This window comes from Frateuria sp. GZRR35 (genome assembly GCF_051900415.1).
Lineage (GTDB): Bacteria > Pseudomonadota > Gammaproteobacteria > Xanthomonadales > Rhodanobacteraceae > Frateuria_A.
This window is the reverse complement of record NZ_JBHZGL010000008.1, coordinates 118,603-139,913: the sequence shown is the minus strand read 5'-3', so window position 1 is coordinate 139,913 and position 21,311 is coordinate 118,603. Positions and strand designations below refer to the sequence as shown.

The following is a 21,311-nucleotide window of genomic DNA, read 5'->3' as shown; positions in this document are numbered from 1 at the left end:
AAGCCACCGGTCTCGCGACCGGTGGCTTCAGGGCTCAACTCAGCCGATCTTCTCTTAGTAGTCGTAGCTCACCGACAGGCGCACGTAGCGCGGCGGCTCGAACGTCACCGGCGTGTGGAACTGGTTGTCAATGAAGCCCGGATCCGTATCCCGGGTCGGGTAGGTCTGTGTCGCGCGCTGCTCGTTGAGCAGGTTGAAGACGTCCAGTTTGAATGCAAGCTTGTGATCGGCAAAGGCGGGCATGTACTGCATGCCGACGTTGATCTGCTTGGTCCACGGCGTGTGCGTTTCACCCGGCGGCGACTTGCGGCCACCGCACCAGTGGTAGTCCGGGCCGTAGGCTGTCGGGTCCTGGTCGGCGGTCGGGCCGTAGTAGCCGAGGCACGACTCGGCCACGCCCGACTGGATCAGGGCGGTACCGGAGACCAGCCATTCCGGCGAGAACGAGTAGGCGCCACGGATGCGAAGCTGATGCTTGCGCACGTTGAACAATTCGCCGTTCTGGCCGTCCATTAACTGCCAGGCATCCCAGTCTTCGGTCTTGGACACGTCGCCCTGGCCGAAGTCCGAACGAACCTGGCCTTCGGTGTTGCCGAAGCCGCGGGAGTAGGTGTAATCCACGCGAGCTTGCCACTTGCCGTCGAACGGATGCTCCAGGTACAGGTTCAGCGAGCCGGTCTTGCGCTTGACGCCCTGGGTAAAGCCCCAGTCCTCCTGAGTCATCGACACCAACTGGTCGGGCAGGCCGCTGCCTTCATCCGCCCTGACCAACATGGTATTGGTCTGACCCGGGTTGATCAGGCGGCAATACGCCGGGCCCAGTAGCGAGTTGTAGTAGCCGCTGTTCACGATGGCGAGATAGTTGTCGTAGCTGTACTCGCCGCCCGGCGCGATTCCCATCTTTCCGGCGATGCGGTACGGGCTGCACTCGTCGTCGATGGCGGTCTTCAGATCACGCCACATAGCCTTGGCGCCGTAGTTCCAGCTGTCGTTGAGCTGCTTGTCGAAGCCAACAATGAACTCGTCCAGGTATTCGGGCTTGAGGTTGCGCGCGGTGACCTGCTCGGGGTCCTTGGGCAGGCCGAACTCGCCATCGGGGGAAACCAGGCCGCCGACGGGCGTCAGCCCCTGCGGAATGCCGTTCGCATCCACACTGGTGTAGTCGTAGGTCTGCCAGGTGTAGGTCGATATGTTGGCCGCGCGTTCGGCGGCGTTATCCGGCAGCGCGAGGTAGTAGCGGCCGACGTTACCGTAGATCTTGAACGAGGAATCGCCGTTGACGTCCCAGCTGACGCCGATGCGCGGCTCCCACTGGTTCTTCATGTCGACGAAGGCATCGCCGCGATCGTTGTAGTTGGTGAAGTGGTCGTTGCGCAGACCCACCTTCAGCAGGACGTTGGAGGAGACCTGCCAGGTATCCTGGATGTACCACGCCTTCTGATCCATCGACATGCTGGTCTGCCAACCGATCTTGTACTGGCGCACCGTGCCATTGGAGCGGTAGGACCAGAAGTAGTCGATCGCCGGATTGAACGGGTTGATCTGTGACTGGCCCTGGTTCGTGGCCTCGTAATGCATGTTGTCGATACCGACGGCCAGGTCGTGGTCGCCCAGGCGGTAATCGAAGTCGACGCGCAGCCCGTGGGTGCCGTTGGTGGCGTCGCTGGACAGCCAGCTGCTGTTGGTCTGGGTGTTGCTGATGCCGGTCGGCGGCGTACCCGCCGGAACCTTGGTCGGATCCTGGTACTGCGGGTTGGAGATGAACGGCAGCTCGCTGTGGTTGCCGTAGATGTTGGGATTCTTGAAGTCTGCCTTGCCGTAGACGATGCTCAGCGTCGCATTGTCAGTGATGTAGCTGGTGAAGTGGCCGATGTAGAAGTCGGCGTTGTCCTTGGTGATGTCATTCGGGGCCGCGAACGCACCTGGGGTGAGCGTCGCGTAGTCGAAGTAGTAGGTCGAGCCGGTGCCGGTGGTCTGGTTGTTCTTCAGCGCGGTCAGCTCGAGAACGTTGTTGTCGGTAATGTTCCAGTCCAACTTGCCGTAGAACTTGGTGTTCTTGTCGCGGTTGTAGGACACGCGCTCGGTGGTGTCGGTACCGACCGTGGTGTAACCGGTCTTGGTGGTTTCGGCGGCCAGGAACATGAACAGCTTGTCCTTGATCAGCGGACCGCCCAAGTAGGCCGAATAGACCGTTTCCCATTGTTTGTTGTCACTGCGGTACTGATGCAGCGCGCCCACCAGGTCCGGATCCGCCCACTGGTATTCGAGGGCTCCCGTCGGCGGCGGCAGCGCACCACTGGCGTAGTAGCGGTTGCGCGGGCTGGCCTGCAGATACTTCGGTTCCCACACGACCTGGCCACCAAAGTGCCATTCGTTGGTGCCGCGCTTTCCGATCTGGTTGATCACGCCACCATCGGAACGACCGTACTTGGCGTCGTAACCGCCAGTGAGGGTTTCCTGCTGGTCGATCGCACCATAGGGCAACTGGAAGCCGCCGATGTTGCGGTACGGCTCGCCGGTGTTGTAGCCGTTCACGTAGTACGCGTTTTCGGAGACGCTCGAACCACCGAAGGCCACGGCGTTGGCAAAATAGCTGCTGCCCTTCACGGTGCCCGGAGCGAGCAGCGCGATGGCCTCGGCGCTACGGGTCACCGGCAGCTTCTGCAGGTCGGCCGCGGTGATGATTGTGCTGGAGTTGACGCTGGTTACGTCGATGGCGGGCAGCGCGCTGGCGACCACCTGCACGGTGCCGAGGTTCTGCGCGTTCTCCGCAGTCGCGGCGGCAAACGGTACCTGGGTACCCGCGCCCGGCGAAACGCCGACGTTTTCCTGCGTGGCGAGCACTTGGCCATCCTTGCGCAGGGTAACCGTGTAGCGACCCACCGGCACGGTGACCGAATAGCGACCGCTCGCATCCACCGCGACTTCTCGGGTGGCGCCTCCGGCGCCCTGGACGACGACGGTCTCGCCTGCGGCGACCGGAGCTGTACCGAAGATGGTGCCGGTTGTGGACTGGCCGTGCGCGAGGCCGGTCAAGCCTAGTCCCAGGGCCAAGGCCACGGTCAAAGCGGTCGGGCGTGGCAATGCCCCGTGCAGTTTATGAAGCTTGTTCATTTAGCGATCTCCCCAAAGCGGCCGTTAGCCGGGCCATGAAAGTCCTGGCAGAAGAAAGGCCAAACCCATGCTTCCTAACCGACATCGCTGCGATAGGTGTCGGCACCCCAGCGGGTTTTAGCCGCAACCAACACTCGGCTGCGGCCTGAAGCTAGCTCTGCCCGAGATGGAGTGTCAACTTTTTTTTAATCATCTCACCGTTCATGAGATGCTTATATTCGTGCAGAGAATGTGAAGTAAGTGCCGGTCGCCTCAGGGTTTTTGTCGATCCGGTGGATAGCCGTATTTAATGGATAGAGTTAAGCGGAGTGCCACTCCGCACTCTCCAGCCGAAGTTAATCGCATGTATTTTTAATGAATAGAGCTTCACCGCATACCGCAGCGGTTTTGCTCCGCATGCAGTGGCGCACGGCGGCGCGAGTTCGGCAGGCGCGATACATCGGTTGGCTGCGTTACGTGGGCTTTCGTCCCGCTTTGGCGCCCAACCCCGGCTGATTCTGTGGCCTGTCGACCACGGGTGCGTAACCGAACGCACGCCTCGGCGATCGCGCTTTCAACGCCAACGCTATTTTTGATGGCGTCGCTCCCTGCGTACTTAAGCAAGCGCCCGCTGCAAAGGCCCAAGATATTTTGCGTAGTGCTGCCACTCGCCCACGGAGCGAGAGTGAATGGGCTCGCGTACTTGTGTACTGCTCTGCGTGGCTACCGGGTCCGTATTGCGCTCCGGATGGAGGCATCCTTCCTCCAGATCCAGACCACAATGGACCAGCACGCGGTGAAGCGTCTCGCTGGGTTCAGTCACGAGCGCCGCGTAGGACACATCCAGCATGGCGCCGGGAAATGCGACGCGCCAATGATCAGTAAGCCGTGAATACTGTTTGTAGTAGTGCGCCAGCGCTTGCTGCTCGTAGCAATAGGCCGACGCATTGCCAAACATGACCTTGAGGTTGGAGAAACACACATCCATGGGGTCACGCACCATGTGCAGGATGGGCGCGTGCGGCAGCGCTTGACGGATGAACGGCACCATGCGCACGTTGATGGGCAGCTTGTCGATGTAGAACTGGTGGCCGCGCGCTCGCCAGGCTGTCTGGCGGATATAGCGCGCACCCAGTTCCGCAAAGTCGATATCGGCGGCTCTTTCGATCATCCGAAGGAGGCCCTGCACGCCTGCGGGAGGGGCATCGGTCATCCACCGGAGCTGGCTAAGGAAGTCATTGATCTCGCCCGCGGAGGCCACCTGCGAATGGGCCGCGAGCATTTGGTTGAGCAGCGTCGTTCCCGATCGCGGCATGCCCACGATGAAAATAGGTGTGGGACCGGCAAGTGGCGCCGCTGCCGCCGGGCGATCCGTCAGTTTGCGCGAAGCCTGGATGAGCGCATCGATCGCCGCCACTTCGCCCGACGCGTTGTAGGGATTGAGCTTGTGCATCAGTGCATTGCTGCGTTCCAGCGCGGCCCACGCCTCGTCGTGGACGCCCAGATCGTCAAGCACCTTGAACACGGCTGATTCGAATTGCGCGCGAACGTAACTCGCGCGCGTCCCATCGGGCACTGGAAGCCGATCGAGGCAACCACGCAACAGATCCAAGTGGTTGGCTGCCGGCGTCTGCGTCCGCAGGTTCACCAGCATGACGGCGGCGTCTCCCAGGTCGGGCCAGTGATGGAGGCAACTCGCCAGAATTCCTTCCGCTTCAGTCAACTTTCCCGAACAGCGCAACAACATGGCGTGGAGGTACCGGTCGTCAGCCCCATCGACTCCCGCGGCGACCGCTCTTCCCATCAGGGAGGTCGCGCTCGATACGTCGCCGATCATCCAGTGCAGGTGCGCCTGCTCGGCAAGAACCGACGCAGGCGGCTGGGGTGCACGGGCCAAATGATCCAGGCAGGCACGCGCCGCCTCCACTTCGCCAAGCATCAGCAGGCGAACCGTCAGTTGCGCGATGAGGGGGACATGGTTGGGCAGCAAGGGCACCGCATCCAGCAGTTGTCGGCTTGCCGCCTGCAGATGGCCCTGCCGAAGCAAAACGCTGGCCATCTCGATACGTATGGGCACGTCGCCCGGAGTGCGCTGCAGCAACGATTCCAACGCCATTCTTGCCGCGTCCCATTGCTGGGCATCCATGTGGAACTTGGCCTGGCGCCTGAGCTCAGTGATCACCGCCGTACTGTTTTCTGTCATGAGAAGAAGGCTACTCAACGCCATGGGGTTCGACAAATGCGCCTGCCGTGTTGTGCAGCTGGACGGCGCGCTGCCGGCTTCGATACGCGGAATGGGCTTTTTCGGCGTCGTGGTATGCATGAAGCGTGTGCAAGGAACGGGAGCCGTGCCCCATGGTCTCGCTTCGACCGATGGTTACTTACGAAACCGCATGGCGTGTATATGGCGGTCAAGCGCACTCTGCAGGTCGGAAAGCTGGGTGGCATAACTACGCCATTGGCCAAGTGCGCGAGTGTGTACCGGTTCGCGCACCTGCACGCTGCTTGGCGTTGCAACGGGCGTAGCGTTGCGCTCCGGAGACAAGCAGCCCGGTTCGAGTTCGAGGCCGCAGTAGTCAAGGACCTGGCGAAGGGTAGCCTCTGGCTCCTGCACCAGAGCGGCATACGAAACATCGAGCATGGCCTTGGGCAGGACCGTCCGCCACTGGTCTGCCTGGCGCACATACTGGGCGTAGTAGTGCGCCATTGCGTCGATATCGTAGCTATAGGCCGAGACGTTGCCGAACATGGCCTTGAGATTGGAGAAGCACACATCCATTGGTTCACGCACGATGTGCAGGATGCGCGCATGTGGAAGCGCGTGTCGGATGAAGGGCACCATCTGGATATTGGACGGCAATTTGTCGATGTAATAAGGGTGTCCCTTCGCGCGCCATTGGGTCTGTTTGAGGTAGCGCGCGCCCAGGTCCGCAAAATCGATCCTGCCCACGCGCTCGAACGCCTTTGCAAGCGCTCGTGCGCCTGCCGGCGCGACATCGGCGGCCCAGAGAAACTGACGTTGGAAGTCATTGATCTCGCCCGCTGAAGCCACGCGCGAATGATTTGAGAGCATGCGCTCCAGTAATGTCGTGCCGGATCGCGGTAGACCGACGATAAAAATCGGGATCGGGCCATCTGCCTGTCCTGCGGCGCTCGCGGCCGCCGCGATGGCGGCGGGCGCGCCAATGAGCGCCTGGGTAAGCGCCTCTTCCGCGGCGGCATCATAGGGATTGAGCGCCTGCATCAATCCGTTGCTGCGCGCCAGGGCCGACCACGCCTCATCGTAACGTCCCAGGTCGTCCAGCTCCTTGAAAAGCGCGGCCTCGAATTCCGCCCTGACATGATTGTCGTCACGGTGATGGCTGCCGACAGGGATGCGAGCCAACTGCGCGTGCAGGAAATCGAGATGGTGCGTATCGGGCGTCTGCTTCTGCACGTTGGCCAGCGCCATGGCAGCGCCTCCGAACAGCGGCCATCGACGCAGGCAAGCCTCAAGCACCTCCCTGGCGGCAACCAGCTCGCCGCTGTACTGCAGCATCATGGCGTACTGGAGATGGGCGTCCGGTTCGTCCGCGCCCTCGGCGATGGCGCGCTCGATCAGGCTCCTCGATTCGCCGATTTCACCAAGCATCCACCAGAGCCTCGATTGCTCCGCGAGCGTATGGGCGGGTTGTCCGCGAATCGCAGTGAAGCGGGAAAGGCAGGCGCGGGCGGCCAGAGTCGCTCCGCCGGTGAATAACCCACGCACGAGCTCGATCATCGTGGGGACATCGTCCGGTGGTGTCCTGGCGACATGCATCAGCTGCTCGGTCGGGGCACGCAGTTGCCCCTGCCTGAACATGACGTTGGCCAGCCCCATGCGCGCCCGTGCATCATGCGGCGCCAACTGTACAAGTGACTCCAGCGTCGCCTGCGCAGCAGCCCATTGCTGCGTGTCCATGTAGTGCTGGGCGCGCCGGTGTCGCCGATCCTGTGCCATCGAAAGATTGGGTGTATTCATCGAAGTGATTGTCCATTATCGAAGGCGCCTGCGTCCGGCTCCGAGAGCGCATCTTCCATTGAGCCCCCGCGCCCGGGTTTGCGTCGGCTTTCGGCATATCCAGACCTGTCTTTGGAAGGAATATCCCTACGTCAGGTCCAGCCGTTGGCGGCTTCCTGTCCATGGCACGACCGGTTTTCGCCTTGCCGAGCGCAACGGAAAAAAAAGGCGCCACCTTTTCAGGTGGCGCCTTTGGCGAATCTAACTGCAAATTCGCTTACTGGCCTGATCAGAAGTCGTAAGACACCGACAGACGCATGTACCGCGGCGGATCGAAGTAGAGGCCCTGACCGTAGGTGTTGGACACCGTGAAGACGGACGAGCGGCTCTCCGAACGCGGGTCAAGCTGCAGCGGCTTCTGTTCGTTCAGCACGTTGTACACCTCCAGCTGCAGAGCGAGCTTGCCGTCTGCGAACGAGGGGGTGTAACGCACGCTCAGGTTCAGCTTCTTGGTCCACGGCGTGAAGCCCGTGTCGCCGAGCCTGGACGGCTGGCCGAAGCAGAAGTGGTAGTCCGAACCGTAACCGGTCGGATCCTCTTCGTTCGGGCCATAGAAGCCAAGGCACTCCTTCGGGGTGCCCGACTGCGCCAGCAGGACGCCCGACACCAGCCACTCAGGCGTGAACTGGTACGCGCCGCGGATGCGGATCTGATGGCGACGGTCGTTCGACAGATAGCCGTTGCCGTACTGCATCAGCTGCCAGGAATCCCAGTTCTCGGTCTTGGAGACGTCGCCCTGGCCAAAGTCGGAACGCACCTGGCCTTCCGTGTTGCCTTCGTTCTTCGACCAGGTGTAGTCGATACGGCCCTGCCACTTGCCATCGAACGGATGCTCGAGGTACAGGTTCACGCCCTTGTAGGTGCGCTTGGCCTTGTAGTCGTAGCCCCAATCGGCGGCCGTCATGGTCACGTTGGTGTAGGTGCCATCGACGTCGCTCTTGAGCGCGAACGTATTGGTGCCACCCGGGTTGAACAGACGGCAGTACGGGTTGACCAGCGCACCGTAATAGTCGTCCGGGTTCAGGCCCATCGACTCGAGCTTGGGCACGAGGCTGCCGAACGGATCGCACTCGTCGTCGATCGCGGTCTTCAGTTCGCGGTAGGTCACCTTGGCGCCGTAGACCCAATCCGCACCAAGCGTCTTGTCGAAGCCCAGGATGTACTCGTCCTGGTACTGAGCCTTCAGGTCGAGCGCCGAAACCTGGCGAGCGTCCTTGGGATCGCCGGTCTCGAAGTTCGAGGACACGGGGCCCGGACCGGCCGGATTGCCGTCAGCCGACGGAACCGGCGTGAGGTCGAGCGGAATACCGTTCGAATCCATACCGCCATAGGTGTAGTACTGGCGGGTGAAGGTCGACCGGTTGGCGGCGCGCTCGGCAACGTTGTTCGGCAGCGCGAGGTAGTAGCGGCCGGCGTTGCCGTAGACCTTGAAGCTCGAGTCGCCGTTGACGTCCCAGCTGGCGCCCAGACGCGGCTCCCACTGGTTCTTTTCGTCGACGAAGGCAATGCCGAGGTCGTTGTAGTTGGTGAAGTGGTCGTTGCGAACGCCGATGTTCAGCTGCAGGTTGTCAGTGACGTTCCACACGTCCTGCAGGTAGTACGCCTTCTGGTCCATCGTCATGCTGGTCTGGACACTGAAGATGTACTTGGCGACGTAGTAACCCTCGCCACCCGGTGCGCCGACGTTCAGCGTGGTGCTGATGTTCTTGGAAGGATCGGTCGCATGCGAGTAGATCCAGGCGTAGCCCGGGCCCGACATGGTCTGGCCCTGGTTCTTGGCCGTGTACTGCATATTGTCGATACCGACGGCAAGGTCGTGGTCACCCAGGCGGTAGTCGAAGTCGACGCGCAGACCGTCGGTGTGATTGGCCGCGTCCGGCGAATACACGTAGAAACCGCTCTGGTCGTTGGTGACGAACGGGCCACCGTACGCCGGGTTCTGGTTGGCCGAACCCGAAATCGCCGGAAGCTCGCTCTTGTTTCCGTAGACGACCGGGTTCTTGAAGTCGCCCTTACCGTAGGTGACGCTCAGCGTGGCGTTGTCACCGATGTAGCTGGTGTACTTGCCGATCAGGAACTGGGCCGAGTCCTTGTTCACGTCGTTGACGTAGGAGAAGGGCCCGGAGGTCAGCGTGTCGTAATCGAAATCGTACGCCGCGCCGCTGCCCGTGCTCTCCTCGCTCTTCAGCCCGGTCAGCTCGAAGACGTTGTTCTCGTCGATGTTCCAGTCCAACTTACCGTAGAAGTGCGTCTCGTGGTTGCTGTAGTAAACGTCGTTACCACCGATCGACTGGATGTTGCGCCCCTTCGTCTTGTTGGTCTCGGCCGACACGAACAAGTACAGCTTGTCCTTGATCAGCGGACCGCCGACGTAAGCGGAGTAGATCGTTTCCCAGCTCTTGTTCTTTTGCTTGTAACGGTACAGCGTGCCTTCCAGCTCGGGGTTCTCAACCTCATAGCCCGCCGGAAGCTCGCCAAAGGTCGGGTAATAGACGTTCTTGCCACCTTCGGCAAGGAAACGCGGCGCCCAGGCAATCTGACCACCGAAGTGCCATTCGTTGGTGCCACGCTTACCGATCTGGTTGATCACGCCGCCGTCGGAGCGACCGTACTTGGCGTCGTAGCCGCCGGTGAAGGTCTGCTGCTGGTCGATCGAACCGTACGGCAGGGAGAAGCCGCCCGTGTTGCGGTAAGGCTCACCGGTGTTGTAGCCGTTGACGTAGTAGGCGTTCTCGGTAACGCCAGCGCCGCCGAACGACACGGCATTGCCAAAGAAGCCACTGCCCTTCACCGCGCCAGGAGCAAGCAGCGCGATCGATTCGGCGCTACGGCCCACCGGCAGCTTCTGCAGGTCGGCAGCAGTGATGATGGTGCTGGAGTTGACGCTGGTGACGTCGATGGCGGGCAGCGCGCTGGCAACCACCTGGACTGCGCCCAGGTTCTGCGCGTTCTCTGCATTGGCAGTGCTGAAGGAGACGGACGTACCACCGCCCACGGCGATGCCGACGTTGTCCTGGGTCGCGAGGACCTCGCCGTCCTTGCGCAGGGTGACGGTGTAGCGGCCGACTGGCAGGCCATTGACGACGAAGCGGCCGTCCGCATCAACCGCGACTTCGCGGGTGGTGCCGTTCGAGCTCTGCACCATGACAGTCTCGCCGACAGCGGCCGGAGCCGTGCCGAAGATGCTGCCGGTTGTGGCCTGGCCGAAGGCCACACCAGTGAAGCCCAGACCCATGGCCAAAGCCAGCGTCAGGGCAGTGCGACGGGGCTGAGCCCCACGCAGCATGTAACCCTTGTTCATTCAAAATCTCCCCAGATCGACCCACAGACGAGTCTTGTAAAAAGCCGGGCGCGAGCTTTCGAGGCCAGCGTACCGACACCAACGACAAACGCTTCCTGTCCCGACATACGACTTATCGGACACGCCCCAGCGCTTCTTCGTTTACCTGCAAATCACAATACCGCAACGATTCGCTTGCCGAACGTAGCGTCGCCACTAACGGAATGTCAACCTTTTGTTAGCACTTTTCAGCAATGACCTTCGCTGTTGGGGAGCTTGGCTTTCCGCGTTAACATTCCGCCCGTTTTGGGTGTCCCTTGGCTCGCACCAAGGGATGAAACGGGAAGCCGGTGCGTTGTGCGATGCACAACAAGGCCGGCGCTGCCCCCGCAACGGTAAGCGAGTCGAACGGACGGCCCACGCCACTGTGCTTTGAGCATGGGAAGGCGCCGCCCGGCAGGCCTCATCGCCTGCGCCCGCGAGCCCGGAGACCGGCCCGAAGCGTTTGCCTGGTGGACCTGCGGTGGGCGGGCCGGACCTCGTGCGTGGCCCCGTGCCTGCCCGTCGCTCCTGTCCCCCGCCTCCGGTCGCCAGCTCATCCACGCTTGAGGCCGTGCGTGGGCGCACGGCCTAAGGACACACACCTCACCATGAAGAAGACCTTGCTTGCCGCCGCCTTGTGCGGCAGCTCGTTCGCCGCGCTGGCGGCCGACGCCACGGACCCGGCCGCGCTGTCGCCGGTGATCGTCACCGCCACGCGCACGGCGATTACCGTTGACGACGCGCTGTCGTCGGTCAGCGTGATCACCCGTGATGACATCGACCGGCTGCAGCCGGTCTCGCTGATCGACCTGCTCCAGGGGCTGCCCGGCGTGACCTTCGCCCAGGCTGGCGGGCTGGGCCAGCAAAGCTCGCTGTTCCTGCGCGGCACCAATTCCTCGCACACGTTGCTGCTGATCGATGGCGTGCGGGTCGGCACCGTGAGTGCCGGCATCCCCGCCTTCGACCAGTTGCCGCTGGACCAGATCGAACGCATTGAAGTGGTACGCGGACCGCGCTCGAGCCTTTACGGTGCCGATGCCATCGGTGGCGTGATCCAGATCTTCACCCGGCACGGGCCGCGCAACGGCAGCCTGGCGCCGTCGATGCGCCTGGGCACCGGCAGCCGCGGCTACGCCGACGGCCAGTTCGGCCTGGCCGGGGGCGACACGCACGCCTGGTACAACCTGAGCATCGGCGGCCAGTACACCCGCGGCATCAATGCCTGCCGCGTCGGCGCGGGTACCGTCTTCGCCGGCTGCTTCACCGACGAGCCGGATGCCGACGCCTACCGCAACCGCAACGCGCTGGCCAACGCCGGTTACCGCTGGGACAACGGCACCGAGCTGACCGCGACCTGGCTGCGCAGCGACAGCCGCGTGGAGTTCGACGGCGCGCCCTACGGCAACCAGCATCACAACCGCCAGCAAGTCGCCGGCGCGCAACTGGGCTTCGCTCCGCTGGCCGCCTGGAAGGTCACGCTGGCTGCCGGACAGAGCCTGGATGAGCAACGTACCGACAACGACGGCGTGTTCATGCGCTACGGCGATTCGCGCCGCAGCCAGGCCTCCTGGCAGAACGACCTGAGCCTGGCGGACAACCAGTTGCTGACGCTCGGCATCGACTGGCAGCGCGAACACCTCTCCAGCGACACCGGTTATCTCGACGACAGCCGCAGCGACACCGGCGGGTACGCGCAGTACCAGGGGAGTTTCGGCCGCCATGAGATCCAGCTGTCCGTGCGACGGGACGACAACCAGCAGTTCGGCGGCCATACTACCGGCGCGGCGGCATGGGGCTACGCCTTCGATCACGGACTGAAGCTGTCGGCCAGCTGGGGCAGCGCGTTCCACGCACCGACCTTCAACGACCTGTATTACCCCTACGGCAGCGGCAACCCCGACCTGCAGCCGGAGACTTCGCGCAGCGCCGAAGTGGGTCTCGCGCAGCAGAAGGCGACCTGGCATTGGGCACTGAACGCCTACCAGACCACCATCGACCAGCTGATCTCGCTGGACGCCAACTACTTCCCGCGCAACATCAGCCGCGCGCGCATCCGCGGACTGGAGGCCCAGGCCGGCACCGAGCTGGCGGGCTGGCGGGTGGAGGGCTACCTGACGCTGCAGCGTCCGGAAAACCGCGACGGCGGCGCCAACGATGGCCACCTGCTGCCGCGCCGGCCGGAGCGCACCGCGCGGGTGGAGCTCGACCGCCGCTTCGGCGCCTTCGGCGTGGGCGCCACCGTGCTCGCTGCCGGCGCGCGTTACGACGATCTGGCCAACCAGCGCCGGCTGGGCGGTTATGCGACCACCGACCTTCGCGCAAGTTACGCGTTCGCAGGCGGCTGGCAGGTGGAAGCGCGCCTGGCCAACGCATTGAATCGCCGCTACGAGACGGTCTACTACTTCAACCAGCCAGGGCGAAGCTGGTATCTGACGCTGCGCTACACGCCCGGGGGTTGAGCTTCGCGCCAGCCCGCCCCGTCCGCCCTTCTGGCAACTTCCCCCCGCAATCGGGGGAAGCTATGGCTGTCGACTGATCCGGCCCTGTCTTTCGGCAGGGGCCGGACTTCAGGCACATCCTTGCCGCAGGCCGGGAGGGCATAACGTGCGGCATGACCTTGCCCATCCTCTGGCCCACGAACCGCGCGGCGGCCTCGCGCTACGCTAGCCGTCCCGGCGCGGTGTCTGTGACGCGCCTTCCCCGCGGTACGGACGCCCCGTGAACATCTTCGCCCCCCTGATCCGCCGCCCGATCGGCACCTCGCTGCTGGCCCTGGGCCTGACCCTGGCTGGCCTGTGGGCCTACCTGCTGCTGGGCGTGGCCGCACTGCCTTCGCTCGATTTCCCCGGCGTCTACGTGATCGCCAGCCAGCCGGGCGCAAGCGCGCAAACCATGGCCACCACCATCCTGGCGCCGCTGGAACGCCACCTGGGCCGCATCCCGGGCGTGGACGAGATGTACGGCAACGCCACCGAAGGCCAGGCCTCGGTGATGGTGCGTTTCACTTTCGACCGCACCGCCGACAGCGCCGCGCGCGACGTGCAGGCGGCGATCAACGCCGCGGCGCCCGACCTGCCCTCGGGCATGCCCGGGCCGCCGCAGTACTTCAAGTTCGACACCGCGCAAATCCCGATCCTGTTCATCACCCTGACCTCCTCGGGGATGCCGCAGGACCAGTTGTTCGACCTTGCCGACACCCTGCTCAAACCGGCCGTCTCGCAGATCCAGGGCGTGGCGCAGGTGCAGGTGTTCGGTGGCACGCCGCACGCGGTGCGCATCGAGCTGGACACCGATGCACTGGCCGCCAAGGGGCTGACCGCCAATGACGTGGCCAACGCGCTGCGCGCGGCCAACGTCACCTCGCCGCAGGGCACGCTGAGCAACGGCCGCACGCAGATGACCGTCACCGCCAGCGATGGCCTGCAGACACCGGACGAGTTCGCCCATCTGCTGATCGCGATGAAGCATGGCGTGCCGGTGCGCCTGTCGGATGTCGCCCGCGTCTACGGTGGCCAGGAAGACAAGTACCAGGCGGCCTGGTTTGCCGACGCCAGTGGCAGCGCGCGCACGGTCGGCCTGCAGATCGCCAAGCGCCCCGAAGCCAACGCGGTGGCCACCGTGGAGGCGATCCGCGCCAAGCTGCCGCAACTGCGCGCCTCGCTGCCGGCCAGCATCCAGATGCACGCGGTGTTCGACCTGACCCAGACGACCAAGTCGGCGCTGCACGAGGTCGAGGTCGCGCTGCTGATCTCGATCGTGATGGTCGTGCTGGTGATGCTGGTGTTCCTGCGCCGGCTGCGGCCGACGCTGATCGCCACGCTGAGCGTGCCGCTGTCGCTGGCCGGCGCATTCGTGGCGATGTGGGCGCTGGGTTACACGCTGAACACGCTGTCGCTGGTCGCGCTGGTGCTGTGCATCGGCTTCGTGGTCGACGATGCGATCGTGGTGATCGAGAACATCGTGCGCCACATGGAACACGGCATGCCGCCGCTGCAGGCGGCGCTAACCGGCGTGCGCGAGATCGGCTTCACAGTGGTGTCGATCACGCTCTCGCTGGTGGCAGTGTTCGCACCGCTGCTGTTCGGCAACAACATGCTGGTGATGCTGCTGCGCGAGTTCTCGGTAACGCTGACCGCGGCGGTGGTGATCTCGGCGATCGTCTCGCTGACGCTCACGCCCGCCTTGTGCGGGCGCCTGCTCACCGCCGAGCCGGCCAACCCGCGCCCGCCCGGCCGCATCGAGCGCGCCGTGGAGAACTTTGATCGCGCGCTGCTGCGGCTTTACGAGCGCTCGCTGGACTGGGCCATGCACCATCGCCGGCTGATGCGCTGGCAGCCGCTGATCCTGCTGGTACTGACCGTCGTGCTGGGCATTGCGGTGGGCAAGACCGCCGGCGGCACCTTCATGCCCGACGAGGACACCGGCCAGCTGCAGGCGCAGGTCACCGCCGACGCCAACGTGTCGCCCGAACTGCTGACCGAACGCGTGCAGCAGGTGGCCAGGCTCATCAAGGAAGACCCCGCGGTCGCGGACATGCTCACCATGCTCGGCGGCAACGGCGGCGGCAACGGTGCGGTCGGCAACTCGGCGCAGATGTTCATGGACCTCAAGCCCCGCGGCGACGCCCCGGGCGACCGCCAGGTCGGCGCCAAGGAGGTGGTCGAGCGCCTGTCCAAGCGGCTGGACAAGCTCGCCGGCGTCGAGGTCGAAATCAGCATCGCGCAGTTCCTGGGCGGCGGCGGCAGCGGCGACAAAGGCGGCCAGTATGAATTCCAGCTGGTCAGCGACAACGGCGGCGACCTGCAGCCGTGGACGCTGAAGATGGTCCGTCGCCTGCGCGACACCAAGGAGTTCCGCGACGTCGGCAGTGACTTCGACCAGGCCGGCAAGCAGCAGATGCTCAAGGTCGACCGCGAGACCGCCGGCCGCCTGCACGTGAGCATGGGCGACATCGATTCGGCGCTGTACAACTCGTTCGGGCAGAACCCGGTATCGGTGATCTATTCGGACATCAACCAGTACCGCGTCGTGCTGACCTCGGCCAAGGCCGAGTCGATCAGCCCGCAGGCGCTACTCAACATCCACGTGCGCAACAGCCGCGGCGAGATGATCCCGCTCTCGGCGCTGGCGCGGATCGAACCCAACATCGCGCCGATGCGCATCCGCCACCACAACCAGCTCGAAGCCGCGACGGTCACCTACAACCTGGACAAGGGCGTGGACCAGCAGCGGGGCGTCAAGCTGGTCGAGCAGGCGGCCTTTGCGGTGCACCTGCCCGACGGCATCCGTGTCGACTTCACTGGCGCCAATCAACGCCTGCAGCAGGCCAAGTCCAACGGCCTGATCTTGTTGCTGGCCTCGATCCTGGCGATGTACATCGTGCTGGGCATCCTCTACGAGAGCCTGGGCCATCCGCTGACCATCCTTTCCACGCTGCCGGCCGCGGGCATGGGTGCATTCCTTGCCATGCTGGTGACGCAGACGCAGCTGTCGCTGATGGCGATCATCGCGATCCTGATGCTGATCGGCATCGTCAAGAAAAACGCGATCCTGATGGTCGACTTCGCGCTGGTCGCCCAGCGCGAGCGCAGCCTGCCACCGCCGGAGGCGATCCGCGAAGCCGCGCTGGTGCGCTTCCGCCCGATCACCATGACCACGCTGGTGGCGATGGGCGCGGCGCTGCCGCTGGCAATCGGTTTCGGCATTGGTTCGGAAATGCGCCAGCCGCTGGGCATCGCGATCGTCGGCGGCCTGCTGGTGTCGCAGTTGCTGACGCTGCTCAGCACGCCGGCGATCTACCTGTGGGGCTACGACCGCAAGATCCGCAAGGCCGCCCGGCGCCAGCGCCGCGAGGAGAAGAAGCGGCTCAAGGCGCTGGGCCGGCAGCAGGCCGCGAGCTGAGCCTCAGGCGGGCGCGCTCTGCGGGCGCGCCGCGCCGATGCCGCGCAGGGCCGGGCTGGCCAGGCAGCCGAGCGCGATCACGCTGAGCGCGAGCCCGGCACCGGCGAACAGCGCGCCGAGCGACACCAGCTTGAGCAGGCTGCCGGCCACCGCGGCGGACACCGGCCCGATGCCCATGAAAGTGAACATCAGCAGGCTCATGGTGCGGCCCATCAAGGCTGGCGGCACGCGCTGCTGGATCCAGCTCACGATCGCGATCTGCGCGATGCCCGCCAGCACGCCCACGCCGGCCAGCAGCAACGCGCCATGCACGGTGCTGTGCACCAGCGCGAGCGCGGCGAGCGCGAAGCCGGCCAGCGCGTCCATGCCCAGCACCAGCATGCCCAGCCGCCCGCCTACCGCACGCGCCACCGTCCGTGCCAGGAAGCCACCCACCAGCATGCCGCCGCCGTTGGCGGTCATCAGGATGCCCAGCGATGCGGCGCCAAGGTCCATCCGGCTGTTGGCCAGCACCGGCAGGCCGACCTGGATCGGCCCGCCGACGAAGATCGTGACCACCGCCGCGTAAAGCATGAAGGCGCGCAGCGGCAGATCGCCCCAGACATGGCGTACGCCAGCGCCGATGTCGGCCAGCACGCCCTTGCCAGCCGGTTTGGGCTGGCGGTCGGCGGCCGTGCGGATCAACCACAGCGAGGCGAGCGAGGCGAGAAAACTGACCGCGTCGATGGCGAACGCGAGACCGAGCCCCCGTGCCTCGGCGGCGCCATGGCCGGCATGCACGCCGATCACTACACCGGCCAGCGCGGGGCCGACGAACAGGCTCAACTGCCGCATGCCCATGAGCAAGGCGTTGGCCGAGGCCAGCTGTGTCGGTGGCACCAGCTGCGGCAGCAAGGCCGAGCCGGCGGGATAGGCGAACGCCGTCGCCACGCCGATGCCCAGTGCGATCGCATAGATGGCCGGCATGCCGACCGCGCCGGTCAGCACCAGGGCGGCCAGCAGCGCTACCAGCAGTGCGTTGACGCTGCGCGCCAGGAGCAGGACGCGCCGGGCCGAGAGCCGATCGACCATCGCGCCACCGATCAACATGAAGATCGCTCGCGGCAGCGCCATCGCGGCCAGTACCAGGCCGAGCGCCACCGGGTTGCCGGTCAGGCGCAGGACCAGCCATGGCAGCGCGACCAAGGTGAACTGATCGCCCAGCGCCGATACCGCGCTGCCGCCGAGCAGTAGGCGAAAGTCGCGATGGGCAAACAGCGGGGACCGGCGGCTTTCCGTCGGGTGATGATCCATGGGTGTCCTTGGCTGGCGACGTGGCGCCGGTGTGTCAGGGAGAAGAGGCGCGGCCCGGGCTGGCCGCGTCGGCCTCGTCCCACGCGATGGCGGCCAGGTGCCGCAAGTGATCACGTACGTCGCGCGGCCAGGCCTGGGTGAGTTGGGCGAAGCGTTCGCGTTCGCCGCGCCAGAACGCGCGGCTGGCCTCCTCGTGGCCGGGCAGGTTGCCGGTCATGGCGAGCATGAAGCGGTCGACCGCCTCGGCCGATTCGCGCGCGCGCTGGCGACCGCCGCCCTCGCGGATGGTCTGCTCCACCAGCCGCCGCAGCACCCCCGAGGCGCCGCCCGGCTGACTGGCCAGCCAGTCCCAGTGGCGTGGCAACAGGGTGACCTCGCGCGCGGTGACGCCCAGCCGCGGCCGGCCCGGCCCACGCACCGGGGCCGGTGCCGGTTGCAGCCGCGCCAGCACGTCCGCCTCGCTGCCACGCAGGTCGAACTCGACCGGGCGGCCGTTGCGGTCGTCGAACACCAGCAAGGCATCGGCCGCACCGCCATCGGCGGCGCGCTTGACCGCCAGCGCAACTTCTACGCACGGGCCACTGGCGAGCAGGCGGTGACCCTCGAAGGCGGTACAGGTCCTCGCGTGGGGATGCATGGCGTGGGTTCTCTGGCGGGGCGCGAAGTTTTACCCGGATTAAATGTCGAGTCAAGCGGCAACGGGGCTCTCCCATCAGTCCTGCATCCGCGCCCCTGCCCGCTTGCTAAGGTGCAGGCTTTCCAACGGAGGGATCGATCATGCGTAAGCGCCGGGCCAGCTGGCTGGCCTCCATTCCCCTGCTCGCCGCGATGGCGGGCACGCCGCTGGCGGCGGCCGAGCTGTCAGTGCCGCCGATCCCGTACCAGCAGCGCACGCTGGCCAACGGGCTGGAGGTGCTCAGCATCGAGGATCACGCCAGCCCGACCGTGGCGGTGCAGGTCTGGTACCACGTCGGTTCCAAGGACGATCCGCAGGGCCGCTCCGGCTTCGCGCACCTGTTCGAGCATCTGATGTTCAAGAGCACGGCGCACATGCACGCCGAGCAGATGGACCGGCTGACCGAGGACGTCGGCGGCGCCAACAACGCCTCCACCGGCGACGACGTCACCAATTACTTCGAGGTGATCCCCGGCAATTACCTGCAGACGCTGCTGTGGGCCGAAGCGGAGCGGCTGTCCAACCTCAACGTGGACGAAAAGAATTTCAAGTCCGAGCGCGCTGTGGTGGAGGAGGAGTACCGCCAGAGCGTGCTGGCCAACCCCTACGGCAAGCTGTTCAACACCATCGACCCGCACTCGTTTACGGTGCATCCCTACAAGCGACCGACCATCGGCAGCATCGAGGACCTGGAAGCGGCCTCGCTTGAGAACGTGATCGACTTCCACCGCACGTTCTACCGGCCCGACAACGCCACGCTCATCGTCGTCGGCGACTTCGACCCCAAGCAGCTCGATGCCTGGGTCGACCGCTACTTCGGCTGGATCCCCAAACCGTCCACGCCGATCCCGCAGGTGACCGTGCAGGAGCCGGCGCGCACGCAGGACAAGCGCTATACCGAGACCAGCGCCACGGCGCCATTGCCGGCGCTGGCGATCAGCTGGCTGGCTCCGCCGGCGCGCGACGCCGACACCATTCCGTTGCAGGTCGCCGCGGCACTGCTCTCGCAAGGCGAGTCCTCGCGTCTCTACCAGTCACTGGTGTACCGCGCCCAGGTGGCGCAGCAGGCCGGTGCCGAGGTCGATGCGCGGGTTGGGCCGGGGTTGTTCGTGGCCTATGCCATCCTCGCCAGCGGCCACTCGCCGGCCGACGCGGAAAAGCTGCTGCGCGCGGAAATCGAAAAGCTCGCCACGCAGCCGATCGCCGCGGCGGAGCTGGACAAAGTCAAGACGCAGCTGCTCACCACTGAAATCAAGGGACGCCAGACCGCGCAGGGCAAGGCCTTCGGCCTCGGCCAGGCCGCGTTGATCGAGGGTGACCCGGCTCGCATCAACACGGATCTGGCAGCGTTGCAGAAGGTCACTGCCGACGATGTGCAGCGCGTGCTCAAGCAGTACGTGACCGGCGCACACAGCGTCACCATCGATTACCTGCCGCAGGCCAAGGCCGGCGGCGCGCACCAGGGAGGTGCCCGATGATCCGCCTGAACCGTACGCGGCTGGCCGTCTTTACGGCCGCCCTGCTGTGCACCACGGCCGCTGCGGCGGTGGACTTTCCGACCACGCCGCCGGCGCCGGGCCCCGCGCCCACGCTGTCGCTGCCCACGCCGTCCAGCCAGGTCCTGTCCAATGGGCTGGAAGTGATCAGCATCCACCGCGACGGCCTGCCGCTGGTCACCGCCGAGCTGCTTCTGCGCCGGGGCAGCGCGCTGGATCCGGACGGCAAGGCCGGCCTGGCCCAGCTCACCGCCACGCTGCTGACGCGCGGTGCGGCCGGACGCAGCGCGCCGCAGATCGCCGCCGCCGCCGAGGCGCTGGGCGGTTCGCTGGATGCCGGCGCCGGCTGGGACCACAGCAGCGTCGCCATCACCGTGACCACGCCCCGGCTGCCCGCAGCACTGGCGCTGCTGGCGCAGGTCGCGCGCCAGCCCGACTTTGCGGCCACGGAACTGGAACGCGCGCGCAGCCAGGCGCTGGACGACCTGCACCTGATGCTCAGCCAGCCGACCCGCCTGGCGGCGCTGGCCGCCGGCCGCGCGGTATTCGGCGACGGCGCCTACGGTCATGCGTCGATGGGCACGCCCGGCTCGCTCAAGGCGATCACGCGCGCGGACGTGCAGGCGATGCACGCGGCGATCTACCGGCCGGATGATGCGGTGCTGATCCTCACCGGCGATATCACCCCGGCGCAGGCACGCACGCTGGCCCAGCAGGGCTTCGGCGACTGGTCGCGTCCGGCCACGTCGCTCGCGGCCATGCCGGCCGGCATGGGCAAGAGCACGCTGCCGCCGCTGCTGGTGATCGACCAGCCCGGCGCCGGGCAGGCCGGCGTAGTGGCCGCCCACGCCGCGCCGCCGCGTGACGACGCCGGTTACTACGCCGGCACGGTGGCCAACGCGGTGCTGGGCGGCTCGTACTCCGCCCGGCTCAACGAGGAGATCCGCATCAAGCGCGGGCTTTCCTACGGCGCCTTCAGCGGCCTTGACGGCCGGCGCGGCAGCGGCTTGTGGATCGCCTCGGCGCAGACCAAGAACCCGTCCGCGGCGAAGGTGGTCGACCTGATGCTCGGCGAGTTCAGCCGGCTCGGCCAGGCGCCGGTGGCGGACGACGAACTGGCCGCCCGCAAGGCCACCCTGATCGGCAGCTACGGCCGCAGCCTGGAGACCACTGCCGGCCTGGCCGACCAGCTGGAGGAACTGGCCACTTACGGCGTCGACCTGGCCGAGATCGGCCGCTATGTCGATCGCGTGCAGGCGGTGACCTCGACGCAGGTGCAGGCCTACGCCAGGGCGCACCTCGGCCCGGCCACGACCCACGTGGTGGTGGTGGGTGACGGGGCACAGTTCGACGAAGCGGTCCGCAAGGCGCACCCGCAGGCGGTGCGGCTGGAGGCCGCGGCACTGGACCTGGATCGCCCTGCGTTGGGCACCGGGGCGGCCGGGGCGCACAGCGACTAGGCGTCCCGGCACAACCGTTGTGGCGTAGGCG

At 65.7% G+C, this 21,311-nt stretch carries 10 protein-coding genes and 1 riboswitch; of the genes, 4 read left to right on the top strand and 6 right to left on the bottom strand.

What is annotated here, in order from left to right; all coding sequences use genetic code 11:
* Positions 1-54: 54 nt before the first annotated feature.
* The 4 genes from ACFWZ3_RS11395 to ACFWZ3_RS11380 all read right to left on the bottom strand — a co-directional run bounded on the left by ACFWZ3_RS11395 (position 55) and on the right by ACFWZ3_RS11380 (position 10,433).
* Complete coding sequence (locus tag ACFWZ3_RS11395) at positions 55-3,114, bottom strand: TonB-dependent receptor (protein ID WP_439707850.1); 3,060 nt, start codon at positions 3,112-3,114, stop codon at positions 55-57.
* Positions 3,115-3,709: 595 nt separating this feature from the next.
* Entirely contained in the window at positions 3,710-5,416 is a 1,707-nt protein-coding gene (locus ACFWZ3_RS11390) for a tetratricopeptide repeat-containing sulfotransferase family protein (protein ID WP_439707849.1), read from the bottom strand.
* Between the two features lie 54 nt (positions 5,417-5,470).
* Positions 5,471-7,093 carry a tetratricopeptide repeat-containing sulfotransferase family protein gene (locus tag ACFWZ3_RS11385; RefSeq protein WP_439707848.1) on the bottom strand — a complete coding sequence of 541 codons (1,623 nt, stop codon included), beginning with the start codon at positions 7,091-7,093 and terminating at the stop codon, positions 5,471-5,473.
* A 268-nt stretch (positions 7,094-7,361) separates the two neighbouring features.
* A complete protein-coding gene (locus ACFWZ3_RS11380; protein ID WP_439707847.1) occupies positions 7,362-10,433 on the bottom strand; it encodes a TonB-dependent receptor in 3,072 nt (1,023 codons plus the stop codon).
* Positions 10,434-10,703: 270 nt separating this feature from the next.
* Positions 10,704-10,926, top strand: a riboswitch (cobalamin riboswitch).
* A gap of 136 nt (positions 10,927-11,062) precedes the next feature.
* On the opposite strand from ACFWZ3_RS11380, the gene btuB reads away from it, so the two are divergent.
* Together btuB and ACFWZ3_RS11370 are read left to right on the top strand one after the other, a co-directional pair.
* Positions 11,063-12,913: a TonB-dependent vitamin B12 receptor gene (gene btuB, locus ACFWZ3_RS11375; protein WP_439707846.1), complete on the top strand. Its 1,851-nt coding sequence runs from the start codon at positions 11,063-11,065 to the stop codon at positions 12,911-12,913.
* Between the two features lie 259 nt (positions 12,914-13,172).
* Complete coding sequence (locus tag ACFWZ3_RS11370; protein WP_439707845.1) at positions 13,173-16,355, top strand: efflux RND transporter permease subunit; 3,183 nt, start codon at positions 13,173-13,175, stop codon at positions 16,353-16,355.
* A gap of 3 nt (positions 16,356-16,358) precedes the next feature.
* Here ACFWZ3_RS11370 and ACFWZ3_RS11365 read toward each other — a convergent pair whose 3' ends face one another.
* Together ACFWZ3_RS11365 and ACFWZ3_RS11360 are read right to left on the bottom strand one after the other, a co-directional pair.
* Positions 16,359-17,648, bottom strand: coding sequence for an MFS transporter (locus ACFWZ3_RS11365; protein WP_439707844.1), 1,290 nt, complete (start codon positions 17,646-17,648; stop codon positions 16,359-16,361).
* 34 nt (positions 17,649-17,682) lie between these two features.
* The gene (locus tag ACFWZ3_RS11360) at positions 17,683-18,285 is read right to left on the bottom strand and encodes a DUF2239 family protein (RefSeq protein ID WP_439707843.1); all 603 of its coding nucleotides are present in this window, start codon (positions 18,283-18,285) and stop codon (positions 17,683-17,685) included.
* Between the two features lie 140 nt (positions 18,286-18,425).
* Between ACFWZ3_RS11360 and ACFWZ3_RS11355 the strand changes: the two genes are divergently transcribed.
* A complete protein-coding gene (locus tag ACFWZ3_RS11355; RefSeq protein ID WP_439707842.1) occupies positions 18,426-19,802 on the top strand; it encodes a M16 family metallopeptidase in 1,377 nt (458 codons plus the stop codon).
* Entirely contained in the window at positions 19,799-21,280 is a 1,482-nt protein-coding gene (locus ACFWZ3_RS11350; RefSeq protein WP_439707841.1) for a M16 family metallopeptidase, read from the top strand. Before ACFWZ3_RS11355 ends, ACFWZ3_RS11350 begins: the two co-directional genes overlap by 4 nt.
* Positions 21,281-21,311: the final 31 nt, after the last annotated feature.

Excerpts from the sequence above, each read along its gene's own strand:
- ACFWZ3_RS11395 (WP_439707850.1), bottom strand. The coding sequence starts at position 3,114 with ATGAACAAGCTTCATAAACTGCACGGGGCATTGCCACGCCCGACCGCT.
- ACFWZ3_RS11390 (WP_439707849.1), bottom strand. The coding sequence starts at position 5,416 with ATGCATACCACGACGCCGAAAAAGCCCATTCCGCGTATCGAAGCCGGC.
- ACFWZ3_RS11385 (WP_439707848.1), bottom strand. The coding sequence starts at position 7,093 with ATGAATACACCCAATCTTTCGATGGCACAGGATCGGCGACACCGGCGC.
- ACFWZ3_RS11380 (WP_439707847.1), bottom strand. The coding sequence starts at position 10,433 with ATGAACAAGGGTTACATGCTGCGTGGGGCTCAGCCCCGTCGCACTGCC.
- btuB (WP_439707846.1), top strand. The coding sequence starts at position 11,063 with ATGAAGAAGACCTTGCTTGCCGCCGCCTTGTGCGGCAGCTCGTTCGCC.
- ACFWZ3_RS11365 (WP_439707844.1), bottom strand. The coding sequence starts at position 17,648 with ATGGATCATCACCCGACGGAAAGCCGCCGGTCCCCGCTGTTTGCCCAT.
- ACFWZ3_RS11360 (WP_439707843.1), bottom strand. The coding sequence starts at position 18,285 with ATGCATCCCCACGCGAGGACCTGTACCGCCTTCGAGGGTCACCGCCTG.
- ACFWZ3_RS11355 (WP_439707842.1), top strand. The coding sequence starts at position 18,426 with ATGCGTAAGCGCCGGGCCAGCTGGCTGGCCTCCATTCCCCTGCTCGCC.
- ACFWZ3_RS11350 (WP_439707841.1), top strand. The coding sequence starts at position 19,799 with ATGATCCGCCTGAACCGTACGCGGCTGGCCGTCTTTACGGCCGCCCTG.